Origin of the sequence: Phytohabitans houttuyneae, assembly GCF_011764425.1 — a bacterium.
Lineage (GTDB): Bacteria > Actinomycetota > Actinomycetes > Mycobacteriales > Micromonosporaceae > Phytohabitans > Phytohabitans houttuyneae.
Window position 1 is genome coordinate 717,312 of sequence record NZ_BLPF01000004.1, and the last position, 20,161, is coordinate 737,472.

Below are 20,161 nucleotides of genomic sequence, written 5' to 3' on the forward strand. Positions count from 1 at the left end.
CGGAGCTGAGCATGAACACCTCCAGCGAGAAGGTTGTCGAGGCGCTGCGGGCTGCCGTCAAGGAGACCGAGCGGCTCCGCCGGCAAAACCGCCAGCTCGTCGCGGCGGCCACCGAGCCGATCGCCATCGTCGGGATGGCGTGCCGCTTCCCGGGTGAGGTGTACTCGCCGGAGGACCTCTGGGAGCTCGTGGCCGGCGGCCGCGACGCGATGTCCGGCTTTCCGACCGACCGGGGCTGGGACGTCGACGTGCTCGGCACCGGCGAGGTCGACGAGCGCGGTATGGCCGTCAGCCAGCAGGGCGGTTTTCTCAGCTGCGTCGCCGACTTCGACCCGGGCTTCTTCGGCATCTCGCCGCGCGAGGCGCTCACGATGGACCCGCAGCAGCGGCTGCTGCTGGAGACGGCGTGGGAGGCGCTGGAGCGCGCGGGCATCGATCCGACCGGGCTGCGCGGCAGCCGCACCGGAGTCTACGTCGGCACGAACGGGCAGGATTACGCCTACCTGATGATGCGGTCGCTCGACGACGCCACCGGCGACGTCGGCACCGGGATCGCGGCGAGCGCGACGTCCGGGCGGCTGTCGTACACGCTCGGCCTGGAAGGGCCGGCGCTCACCGTCGACACCGCCTGCTCCTCGTCGCTTGTCGCGCTGCACCTGGCGGTACACGCGCTGCGCACCGGCGAGTGCACGCTCGCCCTCGCCGGCGGCGTGAACATCATGGCGACGCCGGGGCCGCTGCTGGAGTTCAGCCGGCAGGGCGGGCTGGCGCGCGACGGGCGGTGCAAGGCGTTCGCCGACGCCGCCGACGGCACCGGCTGGTCCGAAGGGGTCGGCCTTCTGCTGCTCGAACGGCTCTCCGACGCCCAGCGCAACGGACACGACGTGCTCGCCGTCGTACGCGGCTCGGCCGTCAACCAGGACGGCGCCTCCAACGGCTTCACCGCGCCGAGCGGGCGTGCGCAGCAGCGGGTCATCCGCGATGCGCTGGCCTCCGCCGGCCTCGCACCGTCCGACGTGGACGTCGTGGAGGCGCACGGTACCGGCACGCCGCTCGGCGACCCGATCGAGGCGCGCAGCATCCTCGCCACGTACGGGCGCGACCGGGAGCGGCCGCTGCTGCTCGGCTCCGTCAAGTCGAACATCGGCCACACCCAGGCCGCCGCTGGCGTCGCCGGCATCATCAAGATGGTCCAGGCGATGCGGCACGGCGTGGTACCGAAGACGCTGCACGTCGACCGGCCGTCGTCGCATGTGGACTGGTCGGCCGGCGCGGTGCGACTGCTGACCGCCGAGTCAGCCTGGCCGGAGGTCGACCGGCCGTGGCGGGCGGGCGTCTCGTCCTTCGGTGTCAGCGGCACCAACGCCCACGTCATCATCGAGCGCGCGCCGGCTGCCGCCGACGGCGAGTCCGTGTGGGCGGGGACCGGCCCGCTGCCCTACGTGCTGTCCGGCCACACCGCGGACGCGCTGCGTGACCAGGCGGCCGCGCTGCTGGCGCACCTGGACCGCGAGCCCGAGGCGGCCGGGGTGGACCTCGCGCACTCGCTGGTGACGACGCGTGCGCGGCTCACGCACCGGCTCGCCGCCGTCGTGCCGGACCGTGGCGCGCTGCGCGACGCCCTCACCGCCTGGGTGGCCAGCGGCACCGCACCGGGGGTGGTCACCGGCGCCGCCACGGGACGCACGAAGCTTGGCGTGCTCTTCGCCGGGCAGGGCTCGCAGCGGCTGGGCATGGGCCGGCAGCTCTACGACAGGTTCCCCGCCTTCGCCACCGCGCTGGACGAGGCACTGTCCCACCTCGACCCCGAGGTCCGCGCGGTGATGTGGGGCGACGACGCCGACCTGCTCGCCCGCACCGGATACGCGCAGCCGGCACTCTTCGCCGTCGAGGTCGCCCTCTACCGGCTGGCCGAGTCGTTCGGCGTACGGCCGGATGTGGTGGGTGGACACTCGATCGGCGAGGTGGTGGCGGCCCACGTGGCCGGCGTGCTGTCGCTCGCGGACGCCGCCGCGCTCGTCTCGGCGCGCGCGTCGCTCATGCAGGCGCTCCCGCCGGGCGGCGCGATGGTCGCGCTCCGCGCGTCCGAGGCTGAGGTGACGCCGCTGCTGACCGAGGGCGTCTCGATCGCCGCGGTCAACGGCCCGGCCGCCGTCGTCATCGCCGGCGCGGAGGAGGCCGTGGCGCCGGTCGCGGCCCGCTTCGCCAAGAGCACGCGGCTGCGGGTGTCGCACGCGTTCCACTCGCCGCTGATGGACCCGATGCTGGACGCGTTCCGGGCGGCCGTCCGCGACCTCACCTTCAGCCCGCCCGAGATCCCGGTCGTAGCGGCCGGCGACGTGACCGACCCTGAGTACTGGGTCAGGCACGTGCGCGAGGCGGTCCGCTTTGCCGACGGGGTGCGGAGCATGGCCGCCGAGGGCGTCGGCGCCCTCCTGGAACTCGGGCCGGACGGCGTGCTGACCGCGATGGCACAGGACTGCCTTGCCGAGGTGGCACGCCCCGTCGCCACCGTGCCGATGCTCCGCAAGGACCGCGGTGAGGAGGTCGCGACCGTCGCGGCGCTCGCCGGGCTCTTCGTGGCCGGCGCCACGGTGGATTTCGCCCCCCTCTTCGACGGCAGCGGGGCGCGCCGGGTCGCCCTGCCCACCTACGCCTTCCAGCACGAGCGCTTCTGGCCCGCGGTCTCCGTCCGCGCCGGCGACGCCACCGGGCTGGGGCTGGCCGCGGCGGAGCATCCGATGCTGGGCGCCGCGATGACCGTCGCTGGCTCCGGCGAGCTGGTGATGACGGGCCTGCTCTCGCTCGCCACCCACCCATGGCTGGCCGACCACGTGGTGCACGGCACCGTCGTCGTGCCCGGCGCGGGCGTGCTCGAGCTCGCGATGCGCGCCGCCGACCAGGCCGGGTGCGACCGGGTGGACGAGCTGACCCAGGCGATGCCGCTGGCGCTCGACGAGCGGGGTGCGGTGGCGGTGCAGGTGTGGGTCGGCGCGGCCGACGACACAGGCCGCCGCCCGGTCGGCGTCTTCTCCCGGCCCGCGGACGGCCCGGACGAGGCGTGGACACAGCACGCGCACGGCTTCGCGGCAACCGGTGCGGTACGCGCGTCCACCCTGGACACCTCGGCGTGGCCGCCCGCTGGAACCGAGCCGGTCGACCTGGACGGCTTCTACGAGCGGTTCGCCGAGAGCGGGCTCGTGTACGGCCCGTCGTTCCGGTGCGTGCGCGCGGCGTGGCGGCGCGACGGCGAGGTGTACGCGGAGGTGACCCTGCCGGACGGCGTGCGGGACGCCGCCGCGTTCGGCATCCACCCTGGACTGCTCGACTCCGCCCTGCACACCGGCATGCACCTGGACGCCGACGCCGCGCACGAGGGCCGGCTCCCGTTCGCCTGGAGCGGCGTGTCCCTGTACGCCTCGGGCGCGACGGCGCTGCGGGTCCGGCTCACCCGGGTCAGCGGCGACACCGTCTCGGTGACGGCTGTGGACGTCGAGGGTGCACCGGTGATCGCCGTCGAGGCGCTCGCACTGCGCCCGGCCGCCGCCGGACCGGTCGCGAACGGGCGGGAAGGCGACTCGCTCCTGTCGCTCGACTGGGTCGCCGAGCCGGTCGAGGGATCCGCCGAAGGAGCCCGCTGGGCGGCGGTCGCCGCGGCGCCGATCCCGTACCTCGACACCACCGTGCCGGCCCTCGCCGACCTGGCGGAGGCGCCGGACATCGCCGTTTTCCCGGTCATCGGCGGCGAGGTGACCGGGCCAGAGGTCGTGCACGAGGCGGTCACGGCCGCGCTCGCCACCGTCCAGGAGTGGCTCGCCGAGGAGCGGTTCGCCGAGTCGTGCCTGATGCTCGTGACCCGTGGCGCCGTACCCGTGGATGGGCAGCCGGTGCGCGACCTCCCCGCGGCGGCCGTCTGGGGCCTCGTGCGGTCGGCGCAGAGCGAGAATCCCGGCCGGTTCTTCCTCGTCGACCTGGACGACACCGATCCGACCGCACCGGTACTCGATGAGCTCGCGCTGCTCGCCGCGGCGGGCGAGACGCAGGCGGTGGTCCGTGGCGGCGTGGCCCGCGTCGGCCGACTCGCCCGGCTCTCGTCCGGTCCCGGTCTCGTGCCGCCCGTCGGAGTGCCGTGGCGGCTGGACAGCACGCGCAAGGGCAGCCTCGACGGGCTGGCGCTGACGCCGTGCCCGGAGGCATCCCGCCCGCTCGCCGGCCGGGACGTGCGCGTCGCCATCGCGGCGGCGGGTCTCAACTTCCGGGATGTGCTCAATGCGTTGGGCATGTATCCGGGTGAGGCGGGGCTGTTCGGTTCTGAGGCCGCTGGTGTGGTGGCCGAGGTGGGTCCTGAGGTGTCCGGGCTGCGGCCGGGTGACCGGGTGATGGGGATGCTGTTCGGCGGGTTCGGCCCGCTTGGCGTCACCGACGAACGGTTCCTCACGAAGACCCCGCAGGCGTGGACGGACGAGACCGCCGCGTCGGTACCGCTTGTCTTCCTGACCGCCTACTTCGCGCTGCACGACCTCGCCACCCTGCGACCCGGGGAGAAGGTGCTCGTCCACGCGGGTGCCGGTGGGGTCGGCATGGCGGCGATCCAGCTCGCCAAGCACCTGGGCGCGGAGGTGTTCGCGACGGCGAGCGAGGGCAAGTGGGACGTGCTGCGCTCGTTCGGCTTGGACGACGCGCACATCGCCTCCTCGCGCACGCTCGACTTCGCGTCCCAGTTCTCCACAGTGGACGTCGTCTTGAACGCGCTCGCCGGCGAGTTCGTGGACGCGTCGCTGGCCCTGCTCGGCGAGGGCGGCCGCTTCCTGGAGATGGGCAAGACCGACATCCGCGACCCCGCGGGCCTGCCGGGAATCGCCTACCACGCCTTCGACCTGGGCTGGGTCGACCCCGACCGCATCCAGTCGATGCTGCTGGAGCTCGTCGAGCTCTTCCGTGGTGAAGCCCTGCGGCCGCTGCCGATCGCGAGCTGGGACGTGCGGCGGTCCCGCGAGGCGTTCCGCTTCATGAGCCTCGCCAGGCACGTCGGCAAGATAGTGCTCACCATGCCACGCGTCATGGACCCCAACGGCACGGTGCTCATCACCGGCGGTACCGGCGGTCTCGGCGCGGAGCTGGCCCGGCACGTGGTGAGCCAGGGACTGCGCCACCTCGTGCTCGCCTCGCGGCGTGGCGTCGAGGCGCCCGGCGCGGCCACACTCCGCGAGGAGCTGGAAGGGCTCGGCGCCACCGTGACCGTGGCCGCCTGCGACGTCGCCGACCGGGACAGCCTCGCCGCCGTGCTCTCGGCCGTGCCGGCCGCCCATCCACTCACCGCCGTCGTACACACCGCGGGCGTCCTCGACGACGGCGTGATCGGCTCCCTCACACCCGACCGGCTCTCCACAGTGCTCAGGCCCAAAGTGGACGCCGCCTGGCACCTGCACGAGCTGACCCGCGACCTCGACGTGTCCGGCTTCCTGCTCTACAGCTCGGTGTCCGGCGTGATGGGCAGCCCGGGCCAGGCCAACTACGCGGCCGGCAACGCCTTCCTCGACGCGCTCGCCTCCACCGGCGCGGCCAGGGCCTTCCCGCACACTCGCTCGCCTGGAGCGCCTGGGCCCAGGACACCGGCATGACGAGCAACCTCACCGACGCCGACATGGAGCGGATGGCCCGCTCCGGCATGCCGCCGCTGACCGTGCCGCAGGGCCTCGCGCTCTTCGACGCCGCGACCGGCGTGGACGAGGCGGTCGTCGTGCCGGTTGGCCTCCAGAGTGGACGCGGTGCCGCACCGGCCACGGTTCCACCGATCCTGCGCGGCCTGTTTCGCAGCGGGAGGCGGGCCGCGGCGGGCGCGAGCCAGGCGGGCGCCGCGCTCGGCCGCCGGCTCGCGGGCATTAAAGAGACCGAGAGGGTACGGCTCGTCACCGACCTCGTCCGCGCCGAGGCCGCCACGGTGCTCGGCCACGCGTCGGCCGACGGTGTCGAGGCGGAGCGGGAGTTTCGGCAGCTCGGCGTCGACTCGCTCACCGCGGTCGAGCTGCGCAACCGCCTCGCCGCCGCCACCGGCCTGCGGCTCAGCGCGACGCTCGTCTTCGACTACCCGACCCCGGCGCTGCTCGCCGCGCACCTGCTGGAGCAGCTCGTCGGTGCCGGCGACGTCGTCACCGCCACCCCGGACGCCGCCGCGCTCACCGACGACCCGATCGTCGTGGTCGGTATGAGCTGCCGCTATCCCGGCGGTGTCCGCGGGCCGGACGACCTCTGGCAGCTGCTCATCGCCGGCGGCGACGCCATCTCCGCGTTTCCGACCGACCGCGGCTGGGACCTCGACATGCTCGCTGGCGCTGTACGCGAGGGTGGCTTCCTCTACGACGCGACCGACTTCGACCCCGGCTTCTTCGGCATCTCGCCGCGTGAGGCGCTGGCGATGGACCCGCAGCAGCGGGTGCTGCTGGAGGCGGCGTGGGAGGCGATGGAACGCGGCGGGATCGACGCCACCCGCCTGCGCGGCAGCCGCACTGGCGTGTTCATCGGCGCCAGCGGCCAGGACTACTCCAACCTGATGCTCCAGTCAGCCGAGGACATGGAGGGGCACGCCAGTACCGGCCTGGCCGGCGCGGTCATCTCCGGTCGCGTCTCGTACACCTTCGGCTTCGAAGGGCCGGCCCTCACCGTCGACACCGCCTGCTCGTCGTCGCTCGTCGCGGTGCACCTGGCCGCACAGGCGCTGCGCGGCGGCGAGTGCACGATGGCGCTCGCCGGCGGTGTGACGGTCATGTCCACGTCGATGAACTTCGCCGGCTTCGGCCGCCAGGGCGGGCTCACGCCGACCGGGCGCTGCAAGGCGTTCAGCGACGACGCCGACGGCACCGGCTGGTCCGAGGGCGTCGGCGTGCTCGTGCTCGAACGGCGGTCTGACGCCGTCCGGCAGGGCCACGAGATCCTGGCCGTGCTGCGCGGCTCCGCCGTCAACCAGGACGGCGCCTCCAACGGGCTCTCCGCGCCGAACGGCCCCTCCCAGCAGCGGGTCATCCGGCAGGCGCTCGCCAACGCTGGCCTCGCGGCCTCCGAAGTGGACGCTGTCGAGGCACACGGCACCGGTACCGCGCTGGGCGATCCGATCGAGGCGCAGGCGCTGCTCGCCACGTACGGGCAGGAGCGGGAGCGGCCGCTGCTGCTCGGCTCGATCAAGTCGAACATCGGCCACACACAGGCAGCGGCCGGCGTCGCCGGCATGATCAAGATGATCCTGGCCATGCGGCACGGCGTGCTGCCGCAGACCCTCCACGTCTCCGCACCCTCGTCCCACGTGGACTGGACGGCTGGCTCGGTCGCGCTCGCGGTGTCGGCCACCGAGTGGCCCTCGACGCAGCGCCCTCGCCGGGCGGGCGTCTCGTCGTTCGGTCTCAGCGGCACGAACGCCCACGTGATCCTGGAGGCACCCACCCCGGCGCCCGCTCCTGCCCTCGCCGACCAGCCCGCGCTCGTACCGTGGCCGGTATCCGCCAAGTCCGAAGCCGCCCTCGACGCGCAGATCGGCCGGCTCGGCGACCTCGACCTGCCCCGCGCGGACGTGGGGCTGTCCCTCGCCGGCCGGGCGTTGTTCGAGCACCGGGCGGTCCTGCTCGCCTCGGCCGGTGGTGTCACCGAGGTCGCTCGCGGCGCCGCCCGCCCGGGCGAGCTGGCGATGCTCTTCTCCGGTCAGGGTTCGCAGCGGCTGGGTATGGGTCGTGAGCTGTACGCGCGTTTCCCGGTCTTCGCGGAGGCGTTGGACGAGGTGCTGTCGCAGCTGGATCCGGGTGTGCGGGATGCCATGTGGGGTGTCGACGGTGAGCTGTTGGAGCGGACGGGGTGGGCGCAGCCGGCGTTGTTCGCGGTTGAGGTGGCGCTGTTCCGGCTGATGTCGTCGTTTGGTCTGCGTCCGGATCACGTTGCGGGTCATTCGATCGGTGAGGTGGCGGCGGCGCATGTCGCGGGTGTGTTGTCGTTGGAGGACGGCTGCCGTCTGGTGTCGGCGCGTGCGTCGTTGATGCAGGCGTTGCCGGCTGGTGGGGCGATGGTGGCGTTGCGGGCCGCCGAGTCTGACGTGCTGCCGCTGCTGACCGAGGGCGTGTCGATCGCTGCCGTGAACGGGCCTTCCAGCGTGGTGGTCGCGGGTGATGAGGCTGCGGTGTTGGCGGTGGCTTCGCGGTTTGAGAAGGCGACGCGGTTGCGGGTGTCGCACGCGTTCCACTCACCGTTGATGGAGCCGATGCTCGACGACTTCCGGGCCGTGGTGTCGGGCTTGACGTTCGCGCAGCCGGCCATCCCGGTGGTGGCAGGCGGTGATGTGACTGATCCTGAGTACTGGGTCAGGCATGTGCGGGACACGGTCCGTTTCGCCGACGCGGTTACGGCGTTGGGTGGGGCGACCGTGGTGGAGATCGGGCCGGATGGGACGCTGTCGGCGCTGACCGGTGGTGTGCCGGTGCTGCGCAAGGACCGGTCCGAGGAGGCGGCGTTTCTGACCGCCCTCGCCCGGCTCCACGTGACCGGCGTGAGCGTCGACTGGGCCCCGGCCTTCGCCGCCAGCGGCGCTCGGCGCGTGGACCTGCCGACATACCCCTTCCAGCACCAGCGCTTCTGGCCCGACTCTGCCGGCATGGCGTACCCGGCCGGGCAGGATCCCGTCGACGCCGCCTTCTGGCTCGCCGTCGAGCGGCAGGACGTCACGTCGCTGAGCGGAGCGCTCGGCCTCGACGGTGAGACCCTCGCGGCGCTGGTACCCGCCCTCTCCGCCTGGCGGGCCCGCCGCCGCGCCGAGTCCACGGTGGACTCCTGGTGCTACCGGGAGTGGTGGAAGCCGCTCACCGGCCTCTCCGGCTCCACGCTGACCGGCAGCTGGCTCGTCGTCGCACCGGGCGACGACCCGTGGGTGCCGGCCGTGGTGGAGGCGATCGGACCCGGAGCCGTCCGGGTGGGGGAGGGTGATGACCTACCCGGTGGAGGCGACTTCGCCGGTGTCGTCTCGCTGCTGGGGCTCACCGCGACGGCAGATCTGCTCCGCGCCCTCGATGCGGCCGGCATCGGCGCTCCAGTGTGGACCGTGACGCGCGGCGCCGTGTCGATCGGGCGCGGTGACGCACCCGCCGAGCCGCTGGCCGCCGCGCTCTGGGGACTCGGCCGGGTGGCGGCCCTGGAGCGGCCGGACCGGTGGGGAGGCCTCATCGACCTTCCGGCGCGGCTCGACCAGCGGGCCGCGCAGCGGTTTGCGGCGGTCCTCGCCGGCGCCGGCGAGGACCAGGTGGCGATCCGGGCGACCGGTGCGTTCGGCCGGCGGTACGTGCCGGCACCACCCGGTGAACGCGACGGCTGGACGCCCACCGGGACCGTGCTCATCACCGGCGGCACCGGCGCGCTCGGCGCGCACGTTGCCCGCGACCTCGCCCAGCGGGGCGCCGCCCGGCTGGTGCTGCTGAGCCGGCGTGGCCCGGACGCGCCCGGCGTGGCCGCGCTCGTCGACGAGCTCACCGCACTCGGCGCCACCGTCACCGTCGATGCTTGCGACGCGGCCGACCGGGACGCGGTCGCCGCCGTGCTCGCCGCCATCCCGGCTGATCAGCCGCTCAGCGCCGTCGTACACGCGGCCGGCGTCCTGGATGACGGCATGCTGGACGGGCTGACCGCCGACCGGTTCGCGAGCGTCTTCCGGTCCAAGGTGGACTCCGCAATCGTCCTCGACGAGCTGACCCGCGACCTCGACCTCGCCGTCTTCGCGCTCTTCTCCTCCACGGCCGGTGCTGTCGGCAACCCGGGTCAGGCCAACTACGCCGCCGCGAACGCCGCGCTCGACGCCATCGCCCAACGCCGCCGCGCGCTCGGCCTCGCCGCCACGTCGATCGCCTGGGGCGCCTGGGCCGGCGAGGGCATGGCCGGCCACGCCCGCGTGGAGGACGCGCGGCGGCGCGGCGGTGGGGCCGCGCTCGACCCGGCGCTGGCCGTATCTGCGCTGCGGCACGTCGTCACCGACCCCGAGCCCACGGTCGCCGTCGCCGACCTTCAGCAGCCGGAGATGCTCGCCGCGCTGCTCAGCCTCCGCCCCAGCCCGCTGCTGTCCGACCTGCCGGCGGCGAGGCGCGCCATCGACGAGGTCGAGGCGGCGCGGAGCGAGACCGAGACGGCGGCGTCCGAGCTGGCTGGCCGGCTGCGCGGGCTCGACGCCGCCGCGCGGGTGGATGCCCTGCTGGACCTCGTGCGCGGGTACGCGGCCGGCGTCCTTGGCCACACCGGCAAGGAGGCGGTCAGCCCGGACAAGGCGTTCCGCGACCTCGGCATCGACTCGCTCACCGCCGTCGAGCTGCGCAACCAGCTCACCGCCGTGACCGCGCTGGCCCTGCCGGCCGGGCTCGTCTTCGACTACCCGACCCCCCGCGCGCTCGCCGAATACCTGCTCTCCGCGCTGCTCGGCGACGGGCGGCTCGCGGAAGGGCCGGTCACCGCCGTCGCGGTGACCGACGAGCCGGTCGCCATCGTCGGCATGGCCTGCCGCTTCCCGGGCGGGATCGCCAACCCCGAAGACCTTTGGCGGGTACTGGCCGACGGGCGCGACGTCATCGGCGACTTCCCCACCGACCGCGGCTGGGACCTCGACGCGCTCGCCGGCGACGGGCCCGGGCACAGCGCCACACAGCGCGGCGGCTTCCTCGACGGCGCGCCCGACTTCGACCCCGCGTTCTTCGGCATCTCGCCCCGCGAGGCGCTCGCCATGGACCCGCAGCAGCGGCTGCTGCTGGAGACCACCTGGGAGGCGTTCGAGAGCGCGTCCCTCGACCCGGCCGCGCTGCGCGGCAGCCAGACCGGCGTGTTCGTCGGCACCAACGGTCAGGACTACGCGCACCTCGTGCTCGCGTCGCACGAGGACACCGAAGGGCACGCCGGCACGGGACTCGCGGCGAGTGTCATCTCCGGCCGCCTCTCGTACACGTTCGGCCTCGAAGGGCCGGCGGTCACCGTGGACACCGCCTGCTCCTCCTCGCTCGTCGCGCTGCACTGGGCGGCGCGGGCCCTCCGCACGGGCGAGTGCTCGCTCGCCGTGGCCGGCGGTGCGACGGTCATGGCCACGCCGATGAGCTTCGCCGGCTTCACGCGACAGGGTGGGCTGGCGCCGGATGGCCTGTGCAAGGCGTTCTCCGACGACGCGGACGGCACCGGCTGGTCCGAGGGCGTGGGCATGCTCGTGCTGGAGCGGCTCTCAGACGCCGAGCGCAACGGCCACCCGATCCTCGCCGTGGTGCGGGGAAGCGCGGTCAACCAGGACGGTGCCTCCAACGGCCTGACGGCCCCGAACGGCCCGTCGCAGCAGCGGGTCATCCGCCAGGCGCTGGCCAGCGCCGGCCTCTCACCCACCGATGTGGACGCGGTCGACGCGCACGGCACCGGCACCACGCTCGGCGACCCCATCGAAGCCGAGGCGCTGCTCGCCGCGTACGGCGGGGAACGGGCACATCCGCTGCTCGTCGGCTCGGTCAAGTCCAACCTCGGCCACACCCAGGCCGCCGCCGGCGTCGCCGGGGTCATCAAGATGGTCCAGGCGATGCGGTACGGCCTCGTGCCACAGACCCTGCACGTCTCGACCCCGTCGTCCCACGTGGACTGGAACACCGGCGCACTCGCGCTCGCCACCGCACCGAGCGCGTGGCCCGACCTCGACCGGCCCAGGCGGGCGGGCGTGTCGTCGTTCGGCATCAGCGGCACGAACGCGCACGTGATCCTCGAAGCGCCCGCACCGCCGCCACCCGCTCCCGCGGGCGCCCGGCCCACGCCGGTGCCGTGGCCCGTCTCGGCCCGGTCGGAGGCGGCGCTGGACACGCAGCTGGCGCGCCTGCGCGACCTCGGCGAGCCGGCCGTGGACGTGGCGGCGTCGCTGGCCGGACGGACCGCGTTCGAGCACCGGGCCGTGCTCCTCGCCTCCGCGGGCGGCGTGAGCGAAGTGGCGCGCGGCGTCGCGGGTGAACGCCCGCTCGCGATGCTCTTCTCCGGCCAGGGCTCCCAGCGGCTCGGCATGGGCCGCGGACTGTACGAACGCTTCCCGGTCTTCGCCGACGCGCTGGACGAGGTGCTCGCCCACCTCGATCCCGACGTACGGGACGTGATGTGGGGCTCGGACCCTGCCCTCCTCGACCGGACCGGTTGGGCCCAGCCCGCGCTGTTCGCGGTCGAGGTGGCGCTGTACCGGCTGGTGTCGTCCTTCGGCATCCGCGCCGACCACCTCGCCGGCCACTCGATCGGCGAGGTAGCCGCGGCACACGTCGCGGGCGTGCTCTCGCTTCCGGACGCCTGCGCGATGGTGTCGGCGCGAGCCTCGCTGATGCAGGCCCTGCCGCCCGGCGGGGCCATGGTCGCGCTGCGCGCGTCCGAGTCCGACGTCGTGCCGCTGCTGGCAGATGGCGTGTCCATCGCCGCCGTCAACGGGCCGTCCAGCGTCGTGGTCGCCGGCGACGAAGGCGCGGTGCTGTCGATCGCCGCCCGCTTCGAGACAGCCACCCGCCTGCGGGTGTCGCACGCCTTCCACTCGCCGCTGATGGACCCGATGCTCTCCCCGTTCCGGGACGCGCTCGCCGGCATCACCTTCCACGAGCCGCGCATCCCGATCGCCACGGGCGGGGACGTGACCGACCCTGAGTACTGGGTCAGGCACGTACGCGACACCGTGCGGTTCGGCGACGCGGTCGTTTCACTCGACGGCGCCGCGTTCCTGGAGATCGGACCGGACGGCGTGCTCGCCGCCCTCGCCGGGGACGGCATCCCGTGCCTGCGCAAGGACCGGCCGGAAGAGGACACGTTCCTCACCGCACTCGGCCGCCTCTACGTAACCGGTGCGCCGGTCGACTGGGCGCCGCTCTTCGAGGGCGCCGGTGCGCGCCGGGTGGCCCTGCCCACGTACCCGTTCCAGCGCCAGCGCTACTGGCCCTCGGGGGTGTCGCTCACCGGCGACGCGTCCGGGCTCGGGCTGGCGCCGGCCGGGCACGCGCTGCTGGGCGCCGCCGTCGCCGTGGCCGGCTCGGACCAGGTCGTGCTCACCGGCCGGCTGTCGCTCACCACCCACCCCTGGCTAGTCGAACACCGCGGCGGCGCCCTGCTGGAGCTCGCGATCCGCGCCGGCGACGAGGTCGGCTGCGCCCGGGTCGAGCGGCTGACCGTCGACGAGCCGCTGGCGCTCGCCGAGCGTGAGGCGCTCGTCATCCAGGTGCGGGTGGACCCGCCGGACGGCGGTGGGCGGCGCGCGGTGGGCATCTTCTCCCGCCCGGCCGGCGGGGTGGAGCTTCCGTGGACGCGGCACGCCTCGGGTGAGCTGTCCACAGGGGAGCGGGTGCTCGACTTCGACGCCGCGCAGGGCGAGCCGGTCGAGGTCTCCTTCCCCGACGTACGCGGCTTCGGCATTCACCCCGCCCTCGTCGACGCGGTCGTGGAGGCTTACGACGGCGACCTGGTGGCCGGCGAGTGGCGCGGCGTCTCGCTGCACGCCGCCGAGGCGACCTCCCTGCGGGTGCGGCTCACTCCCGCCGGCAACGATGCGGTGTCGCTGGTGGCGGTCGACGCCGAAGGTGCGCCCGTGCTCTCGGTCGAGTCGCTCACGCTCCGCGCTCCCGCGACCGCGACACACACCGGGCGGGACCCGCTCTTCCACGTGGAGTGGGTGCCGGCCGAGCTGGCCCCGGCGGCCGAGGTCGAGGTGACCGTGGTGCCGGTCGCGGGTGCGGACGTGCACGCGGTCACGGCGGAGGCCTTGCGGGTCATCCAGGAGGCGTTGGCAGGGACGGCCCGGCTGGCTTTCGTGACGCGCGGTGCGGTGTCTGGCGATGATTTGGCCGGTGCGGCGGTGTGGGGTCTGGTGCGGTCGGCGCAGGCTGAGCATCCGGGTCGGTTCCTGCTGGTGGATGCGGCTGTGGAGCCTGAGTCGTCGGTGGTGTCGGCGTTGTTCGCGGCGGGGGAGACGCAGGCGGTTGTCCGGGACGGTGTGGTGTTGGTCGCGCGGCTGGCGTTGCTGGATGCCGGGCCGGCCGCGCGGGAGTGGGATCCGGACCGGACGGTGCTTATCACCGGTGGGACGGGTGGTCTTGGTGCGGCGTTGGCGCGGCATCTTGTGGCGCGGGGATGCGCCGGCTGCTGCTGATCAGCCGGCGTGGTCCGGACGCCCCGGGCGCGGCCGACCTGCGCGACGAGCTGACCGCGCTCGGCGCCGACGTGACGGTGGCGGCGGCCGACGTGAGCGACCGCGGCGCGTTGGCCGCCGTGCTGGACGGTCACGACCTCACCGCGGTCGTGCACACGGCGGGTGTGCTTGACGACGGTGTGGTCTCGTCGCTGGATCCGGGCCGGTTGTCCATTGTGTTGCGGCCGAAGGCGGATGCGGCGTGGCATCTGCACGAGCTGACCCGTGGCTCAGATCTGGCCGGCTTCGTGTTGTATGCCAGCGTCTCGGGTGTCATGGGCAGCCCGGGGCAGGCGAACTACGCGGCGGCGAACGCCTACCTGGACAGCCTTGCTGCCCATCGGCGCTCGCTGGGGTTGCCGGCGGTGTCGGTCGCGTGGGGCCGTGGGCGCAGGACTCCGGTATGACCGCCGGGCTCAGCCGGGCCGATATGGAGCGGATGGCACGCTCGGGGATGCCGCCGTTGACGACCGAGCAGGGTTTGGCGCTCTTCGACGCGGCGGTCCAGGCCGGTGCCGCTTCGGTGGTGGCGATCCGGTTGACGGGCGGGTCAGGACCGGCCCGGCCCGAGCAGGTGCCACCGCTCATGCGCGCACTCGTCCGGGCAGGCCGGCGCACCGCCGCGTCGGGTAGTGGTGGCGGCGCGCTGGCACAGCAGCTCGCCGGGCTCACCGAGGCGGAGCGGCACCGGAGCCTCACCGACCTCGTCCGGGCCGAGGCGGCGACCGTGCTCGGCTTCGGATCGGCGGACGAGGTGGCCGCTGACCGGGAGTTCCGGCAGCTGGGTTTTGACTCGCTGACCGCTGTCGAGCTGCGCAACCGGCTCTCCGCCGCCAGCGGACTCACCCTGCCCGCCACCCTCACCTTCGACTACCCCACCCCGACCGCCGTCGCCAAGCACCTCGCCGACGAGCTGCTCGGCGGTGCCGCCGTCGAGGCGGAGGTCCTGCCGGCCGCGGTTACCGACGAGCCGGTCGCCATCGTCGGCATGGCCTGCCGCTTCCCCGGCGGGATCAGCACACCGGAAGACTTGTGGCGACTGCTCGCCGACGGGCGCGACGCGATCGGCGACTTCCCGACCGACCGGGGCTGGGACCTCGACGCGCTCGCCGGCGACGGGCCCGGCCGCAGCGCCACTCTCCAGGGTGGATTCCTCCACGACGCCGCCGACTTCGACCCCGCGTTCTTCGGCATCTCCCCGCGCGAGGCCGTCGCGATGGACCCGCAGCAGCGGCTGCTGCTGGAGACGACGTGGGAAGCGCTCGAACGCACCGGCATCGACCCGCTCGCCCTGCGCGGCAGCCGCACCGGCGTCTTCGTCGGCACCAACGGCCAGGACTACGTCCACCTCGTGCTGGCGTCCAACGAGGACATGGAGGGCCACGCGGGCACCGGCTTGGCCGCGAGCGTCATCTCTGGCCGGCTGTCGTACACGTTCGGTCTCGAAGGCCCGGCCATGACCGTCGACACCGCCTGCTCCTCCTCGCTCGTGGCGCTCCACCTCGCCGCCCAGGCGCTGCGCGGCGGCGAATGCTCGCTCGCGCTCGCCGGCGGAGCCACCGTGATGACGACCTCCGCGAGCTTCGCCGGCTTCACCCGGCAGGGCGGCCTCGCACCGGACGGACGCTGCAAGGCGTTCTCCGACGACGCCGACGGCACGGCCTGGTCCGAGGGCGTGGGCATGCTGGTGCTGGAGCGGCTCTCGGACGCCGAGCGCAACGGCCATCCGATCCTCGCCGTCGTGCGGGGCAGTGCGGTGAACCAGGATGGTGCCTCCAACGGCCTGACGGCTCCGAACGGCCCGTCCCAGCAGCGGGTCATCCGCCAGGCCCTGGCCAGTGGTGGCCTGTCACCGGCCGATGTGGACGCGGTCGACGCGCACGGTACCGGCACCACGCTCGGCGACCCGATCGAGGCGCAGGCGCTGCTCGCCACCTACGGCCGTGACCGGCAGCGGCCGCTGCTGCTCGGCGCGGTGAAGTCGAACCTTGGCCACACCCAGGCCGCAGCCGGCGTCGCCGGGGTCATCAAGATGGTCCAGTCGATGCGGCACGGCATCCTGCCGAAGACGTTGCACGTGGGCGCGCCGTCGTCTCATGTGGACTGGTCTGCGGGTGCGGTCGAGTTGCTGACTGAGCAGGCAGTATGGCCGGAAGTCGATCGTCCGCGTCGGGCGGGTGTGTCGTCGTTCGGGATCAGCGGCACGAACGCTCATGTGATCTTGGAGCAGCCGGCCCCGGCCGCGAGTGTTGTGGTGCCGGATCCGGTGGTGGTGCCGTGGCCGGTCTCGGCCAAGTCCGAGGTCGCCCTCGATGTTCAGGTCGAACGCCTGCACACTCTCGACGGGCCGCGGGCCGCGGTGGGTCGGGCGTTGGTAGACCGGTCGGTGTTCGAGCATCGGGCGGTGCTGCTGGCCACCGGTGATGGTGTCACCGAGGTGGCCCGCGGCGTGGCCAGGCCGGGGCGGCTGGCGGTGCTCTTCTCCGGTCAAGGCTCGCAGCGGCTGGGCATGGGCCGCGACCTGTATGCCCGCTACCCGGTGTTCGCGACCGCGTTGGATGAGGTGTTGGCGCATCTGGATCCGGGGTTGCGGGAGGTCATGTGGGGTGATGACCCGGAGGCGTTGAACCAGACCGGTAACACCCAGCCGGCACTGTTCGCGGTCGAGGTCGCCCTCTACCGGCTTGTCGAGTCGTTCGGCGTCACCCCCGACCAGGTGGCCGGCCACTCCATCGGTGAGGTCACCGCCGCCCACATCGCCGGTGTGCTGTCACTGGCCGACGCCTGCCACCTCGTCACGGCGCGGGCGGACCTGATGCAGGCCCTTCCAGCGGGTGGGGCGATGGTCGCGCTGCGAGCCGCCGAAGACGAGGTCCTACCGCTGTTGACCCCGGGCGTGTCGATCGCCGCGGTCAACGGCCCCACCGCCATCGTCATCGCCGGCCACGAGGACGAGGTCGAGGCGGTCGCGGCCCAGTTCACACGGACTACCAGGCTGCGGGTCTCGCACGCCTTCCACTCCCCACTCATGGACCCCATGCTCGACACCTTCCAGACGGCCATCGCGGGACTGACGTTCAACCAGCCGCGGATCCCGATCGCCGCCGCCGGCGACGTCACCAACCCCGACTACTGGGTCCGCCACGTCAGAGACACCGTCCGCTTCGCCGACAACGTCGCCACCCTCCACGACGCCACCCTGCTGGAGATCGGACCCGACGGCGTCCTAGCCGCGATGACCGGCACCGCCATCCCCACCCTGCGCAAAGACCGCGACGAACAAACAGCCTTCCTGACCGCCCTGGCCCGACTACACACCACCGGCACCACCATCGACTGGACACCCACACTCACCGACACCGACAAAGCCGACCTACCCACCTACCCCTTCCAACACGAACGCTACTGGCCGTCCGGGCTCGGCATGGGGATCACCGACGCGTCCGGACTCGGCCAGGCTTCGCTCGGCCACCCGCTGCTCGGCGCCGCCGTCGAGCTCGCGGGCGGCGAAGACGTCGTCTTCACCGGGCGGCTGTCACTCGCCACCCACTCGTGGCTCGCCGATCACCGGCCCGGAGGCGTGGCGCTCGTACCGTCGGCCGCGCTCGCCGAGCTTGCCATCCGCGCCGGTGACGAGGTGGGCTGCGACCGGATCGAGGAGCTGACGCTCACCGAGCCGCTGGCCCTGGACGAACGGGACGCGGTGACCATCCAGGTGCGCGTCGGGCCGCCCGGCGACGGCGGACGGCGCGAGCTGAGCATCCACTCGCGGCCGCTCCAGGCACCGGACCGCGACTGGACGAGCCACGTCACGGGTGCGCTCACCGCCGCCGCACAGATGTCCACATTCGACAGTGCTACGTGGCCGCCCGCCGGCGCGGAGGCAATCGACCTCGACGGCTTCTACGACGACGGCGAGTACGGGCCCGCGTTCCAAGGCCTGCGCGGCGCGTGGCGGGCCGGCAGCGAGGTGTTCGCCGAGGTCGCCCTGCCGGACGAGGCCGGCGACCGCCGCGGGTACGGCATCCACCCGGCACTCCTCGACGCGGCGATGCACACCGTCACCGCCAGTGGCCTGCTGCCGGCGGATTGGCGCGGCCTGTCGCTGCACGCGTCCGAGGCGGCCACCCTGCGCGTCCGGCTGGCACCTGCCGGTACCGACACCATGTCGCTGACCGCGGTCGATGCCGAGGGCATCCCCGTGCTCTCGGCGGAAGCCGTCACGCTGCGGGCGCCCGCACTGTCGGAACGCGCCGCGCACCACCCGCTCTTCCACGTGGAGTGGGTGCCGGCCGAGCTGGCCCCGGCGGCCGAGGTCGAGGTGACCGTGGTGCCGGTCGCGGGTGCGGACGTGCACGCGGTCACGGCGGAGGCCTTGCGGGTCATCCAGGAGGCACTCGACGGCAGCGAGCACCTCGTCTTCGTCACCCAGGGCGCGGTCTCGGGCGAAAGCCCAGCGGCCGCGGCGGTGTGGGGTCTGGTGCGGTCGGCGCAGGCTGAGCATCCGGGTCGGTTCCTGCTGGTGGATGCGGCTGTGGAGCCCGAGTCGTCGGTGGTGTCGGCGTTGTTCGCGGCGGGGGAGACGCAGGCGGTCGTCCGGGACGGTGTGGTCCTTGTCGCGCGGCTGGCGTTGCTGGATGCCGAGCCGGCCGCGCGGGATTGGGATCCGGACCGCACGGTGCTCATCACCGGTGGGACCGGTGGTCTTGGTGCGGCGTTGGCGCGGCATCTTGTGGCGCGGGGGATGCGGCGGCTGTTGCTGGTCAGCCGCCGCGGTCCGGACGCACCGGGCGCGGCCGACCTGCGCGAGGAGCTGACCGCCCTAGGCGCCCACGTCACGATCAAAGCCGCCGACGTGGCCAACCGCGACGCCCTCACCGCCGCCATCGCCGGTCACGACCTCACCGCCGTGGTGCACACCGCTGGTGTCCTCGACGACGGCGTGGTGTCGTCGCTGGATCCGGGCCGGTTGTCCACTGTGCTGCGGCCGAAGGCGGATGCGGCGTGGCATCTGCACGAGCTGACCCGTGGCTCAGACCTGGCCGGCTTCGTGTTGTATGCCAGCGTCTCCGGCGTCATGGGCAGCCCGGGGCAGGGCAACTACGCGGCGGCGAACGCCTACCTGGACGGCCTGGCCGCGCATCGGCGCTCGCTCGGGCTCCCGGCGGTGTCGATCGCGTGGGGGCCGTGGGCGCAGGACTCCGGCATGACCGCCGGGCTCAGCCAGGCCGACATGGAGCGGATGGCACGCTCCGGCATGCCGCCGTTGACCACTGAGCAGGGTCTGGCGTTGTTCGACGCGGCCGTCCAGGCCGGTGCCGCTTCGGTCGTGGCGATCCGGTTGACCGGCGGGTCAGGACCGGCCCGGCCCGAGCAGGTGCCACCGCTCATGCGCGCACTCGTCCGCATGGGCCGGCGCACCGCGTCCTCCGGTACCGGCGGCGACGCGCTCGCCCGCAAGCTGGCCGGGCTCGGCGAAGACGAGCGGCAGAAGGCGCTCACCGAGCTGGTCCGGGTCGAGGTCGCCACCGTCCTCGGCTTCGGCTCACCCGACGGCGTGGCCGCGGACCGCGAGTTCCGGCAGCTGGGCTTCGACTCGCTGACCGCTGTCGAGCTGCGCAACCGGCTCTCCGCCGCCAGCGGACTCACCCTGCCCGCCACCCTCACCTTCGACTACCCCACCCCGACCGCCGTCGCCAAGCACCTCGCCACGGAGATCGCCGGTGGAGACGCGCCCGCTGGGCCGTCGCTCCTCGCCGAGCTCGACCGCTTCGAAGCGGTGGCCGCGGCCAGCGAGCCCGACGACGTCACACGGGCCGGTGTGACCGCCCGGCTGCGGCAGCTGCTGGCGCAGTGGGGCGGCCCCACCGTCGAGGACAGCGTGGCCGAGCGAATCAACGCGGCGAGCGCCGACGAGGTCTTCGCCTTCATCGACAACGAACTTGGCCGCTCGAAGGACCGCTGACCCGCGGTCGAGCCCTG

4 protein-coding genes are annotated in these 20,161 nt (G+C 73.7%); all 4 read left to right on the forward strand.

The features are described from left to right. The first annotated feature begins 5 nt into the window (after positions 1-5). The 4 genes from Phou_RS51790 to Phou_RS45820 are packed head-to-tail and all read left to right on the forward strand — an operon-like array spanning position 6 to position 20,144. On the forward strand, positions 6-5,621 hold the full coding sequence (locus tag Phou_RS51790; protein ID WP_443094380.1) for an SDR family NAD(P)-dependent oxidoreductase: 5,616 nt from the start codon (positions 6-8) through the stop codon (positions 5,619-5,621). Continuing rightward, positions 5,618-14,140 carry a type I polyketide synthase gene (locus Phou_RS51795; RefSeq protein WP_173070374.1) on the forward strand — a complete coding sequence of 2,841 codons (8,523 nt, stop codon included), beginning with the start codon at positions 5,618-5,620 and terminating at the stop codon, positions 14,138-14,140. Before Phou_RS51790 ends, Phou_RS51795 begins: the two co-directional genes overlap by 4 nt. After that, the gene (locus Phou_RS45815; RefSeq protein ID WP_173070376.1) at positions 14,122-14,586 is read left to right on the forward strand and encodes a KR domain-containing protein; all 465 of its coding nucleotides are present in this window, start codon (positions 14,122-14,124) and stop codon (positions 14,584-14,586) included. The genes Phou_RS51795 and Phou_RS45815 overlap by 19 nt, the downstream gene beginning before the upstream one ends. Further along, positions 14,583-20,144 carry a type I polyketide synthase gene (locus Phou_RS45820; RefSeq protein WP_173070378.1) on the forward strand — a complete coding sequence of 1,854 codons (5,562 nt, stop codon included), beginning with the start codon at positions 14,583-14,585 and terminating at the stop codon, positions 20,142-20,144. Before Phou_RS45815 ends, Phou_RS45820 begins: the two co-directional genes overlap by 4 nt. Positions 20,145-20,161: the final 17 nt, after the last annotated feature.

What these genes read in the sequence shown, in the direction of transcription:
- Phou_RS51795 (WP_173070374.1), top strand. Translation starts at nt 5,618, where the DNA reads ATGACGAGCAACCTCACCGACGCCGACATGGAGCGGATGGCCCGCTCC.
- Phou_RS45815 (WP_173070376.1), top strand. Translation starts at nt 14,122, where the DNA reads ATGCGCCGGCTGCTGCTGATCAGCCGGCGTGGTCCGGACGCCCCGGGC.
- Phou_RS45820 (WP_173070378.1), top strand. Translation starts at nt 14,583, where the DNA reads ATGACCGCCGGGCTCAGCCGGGCCGATATGGAGCGGATGGCACGCTCG.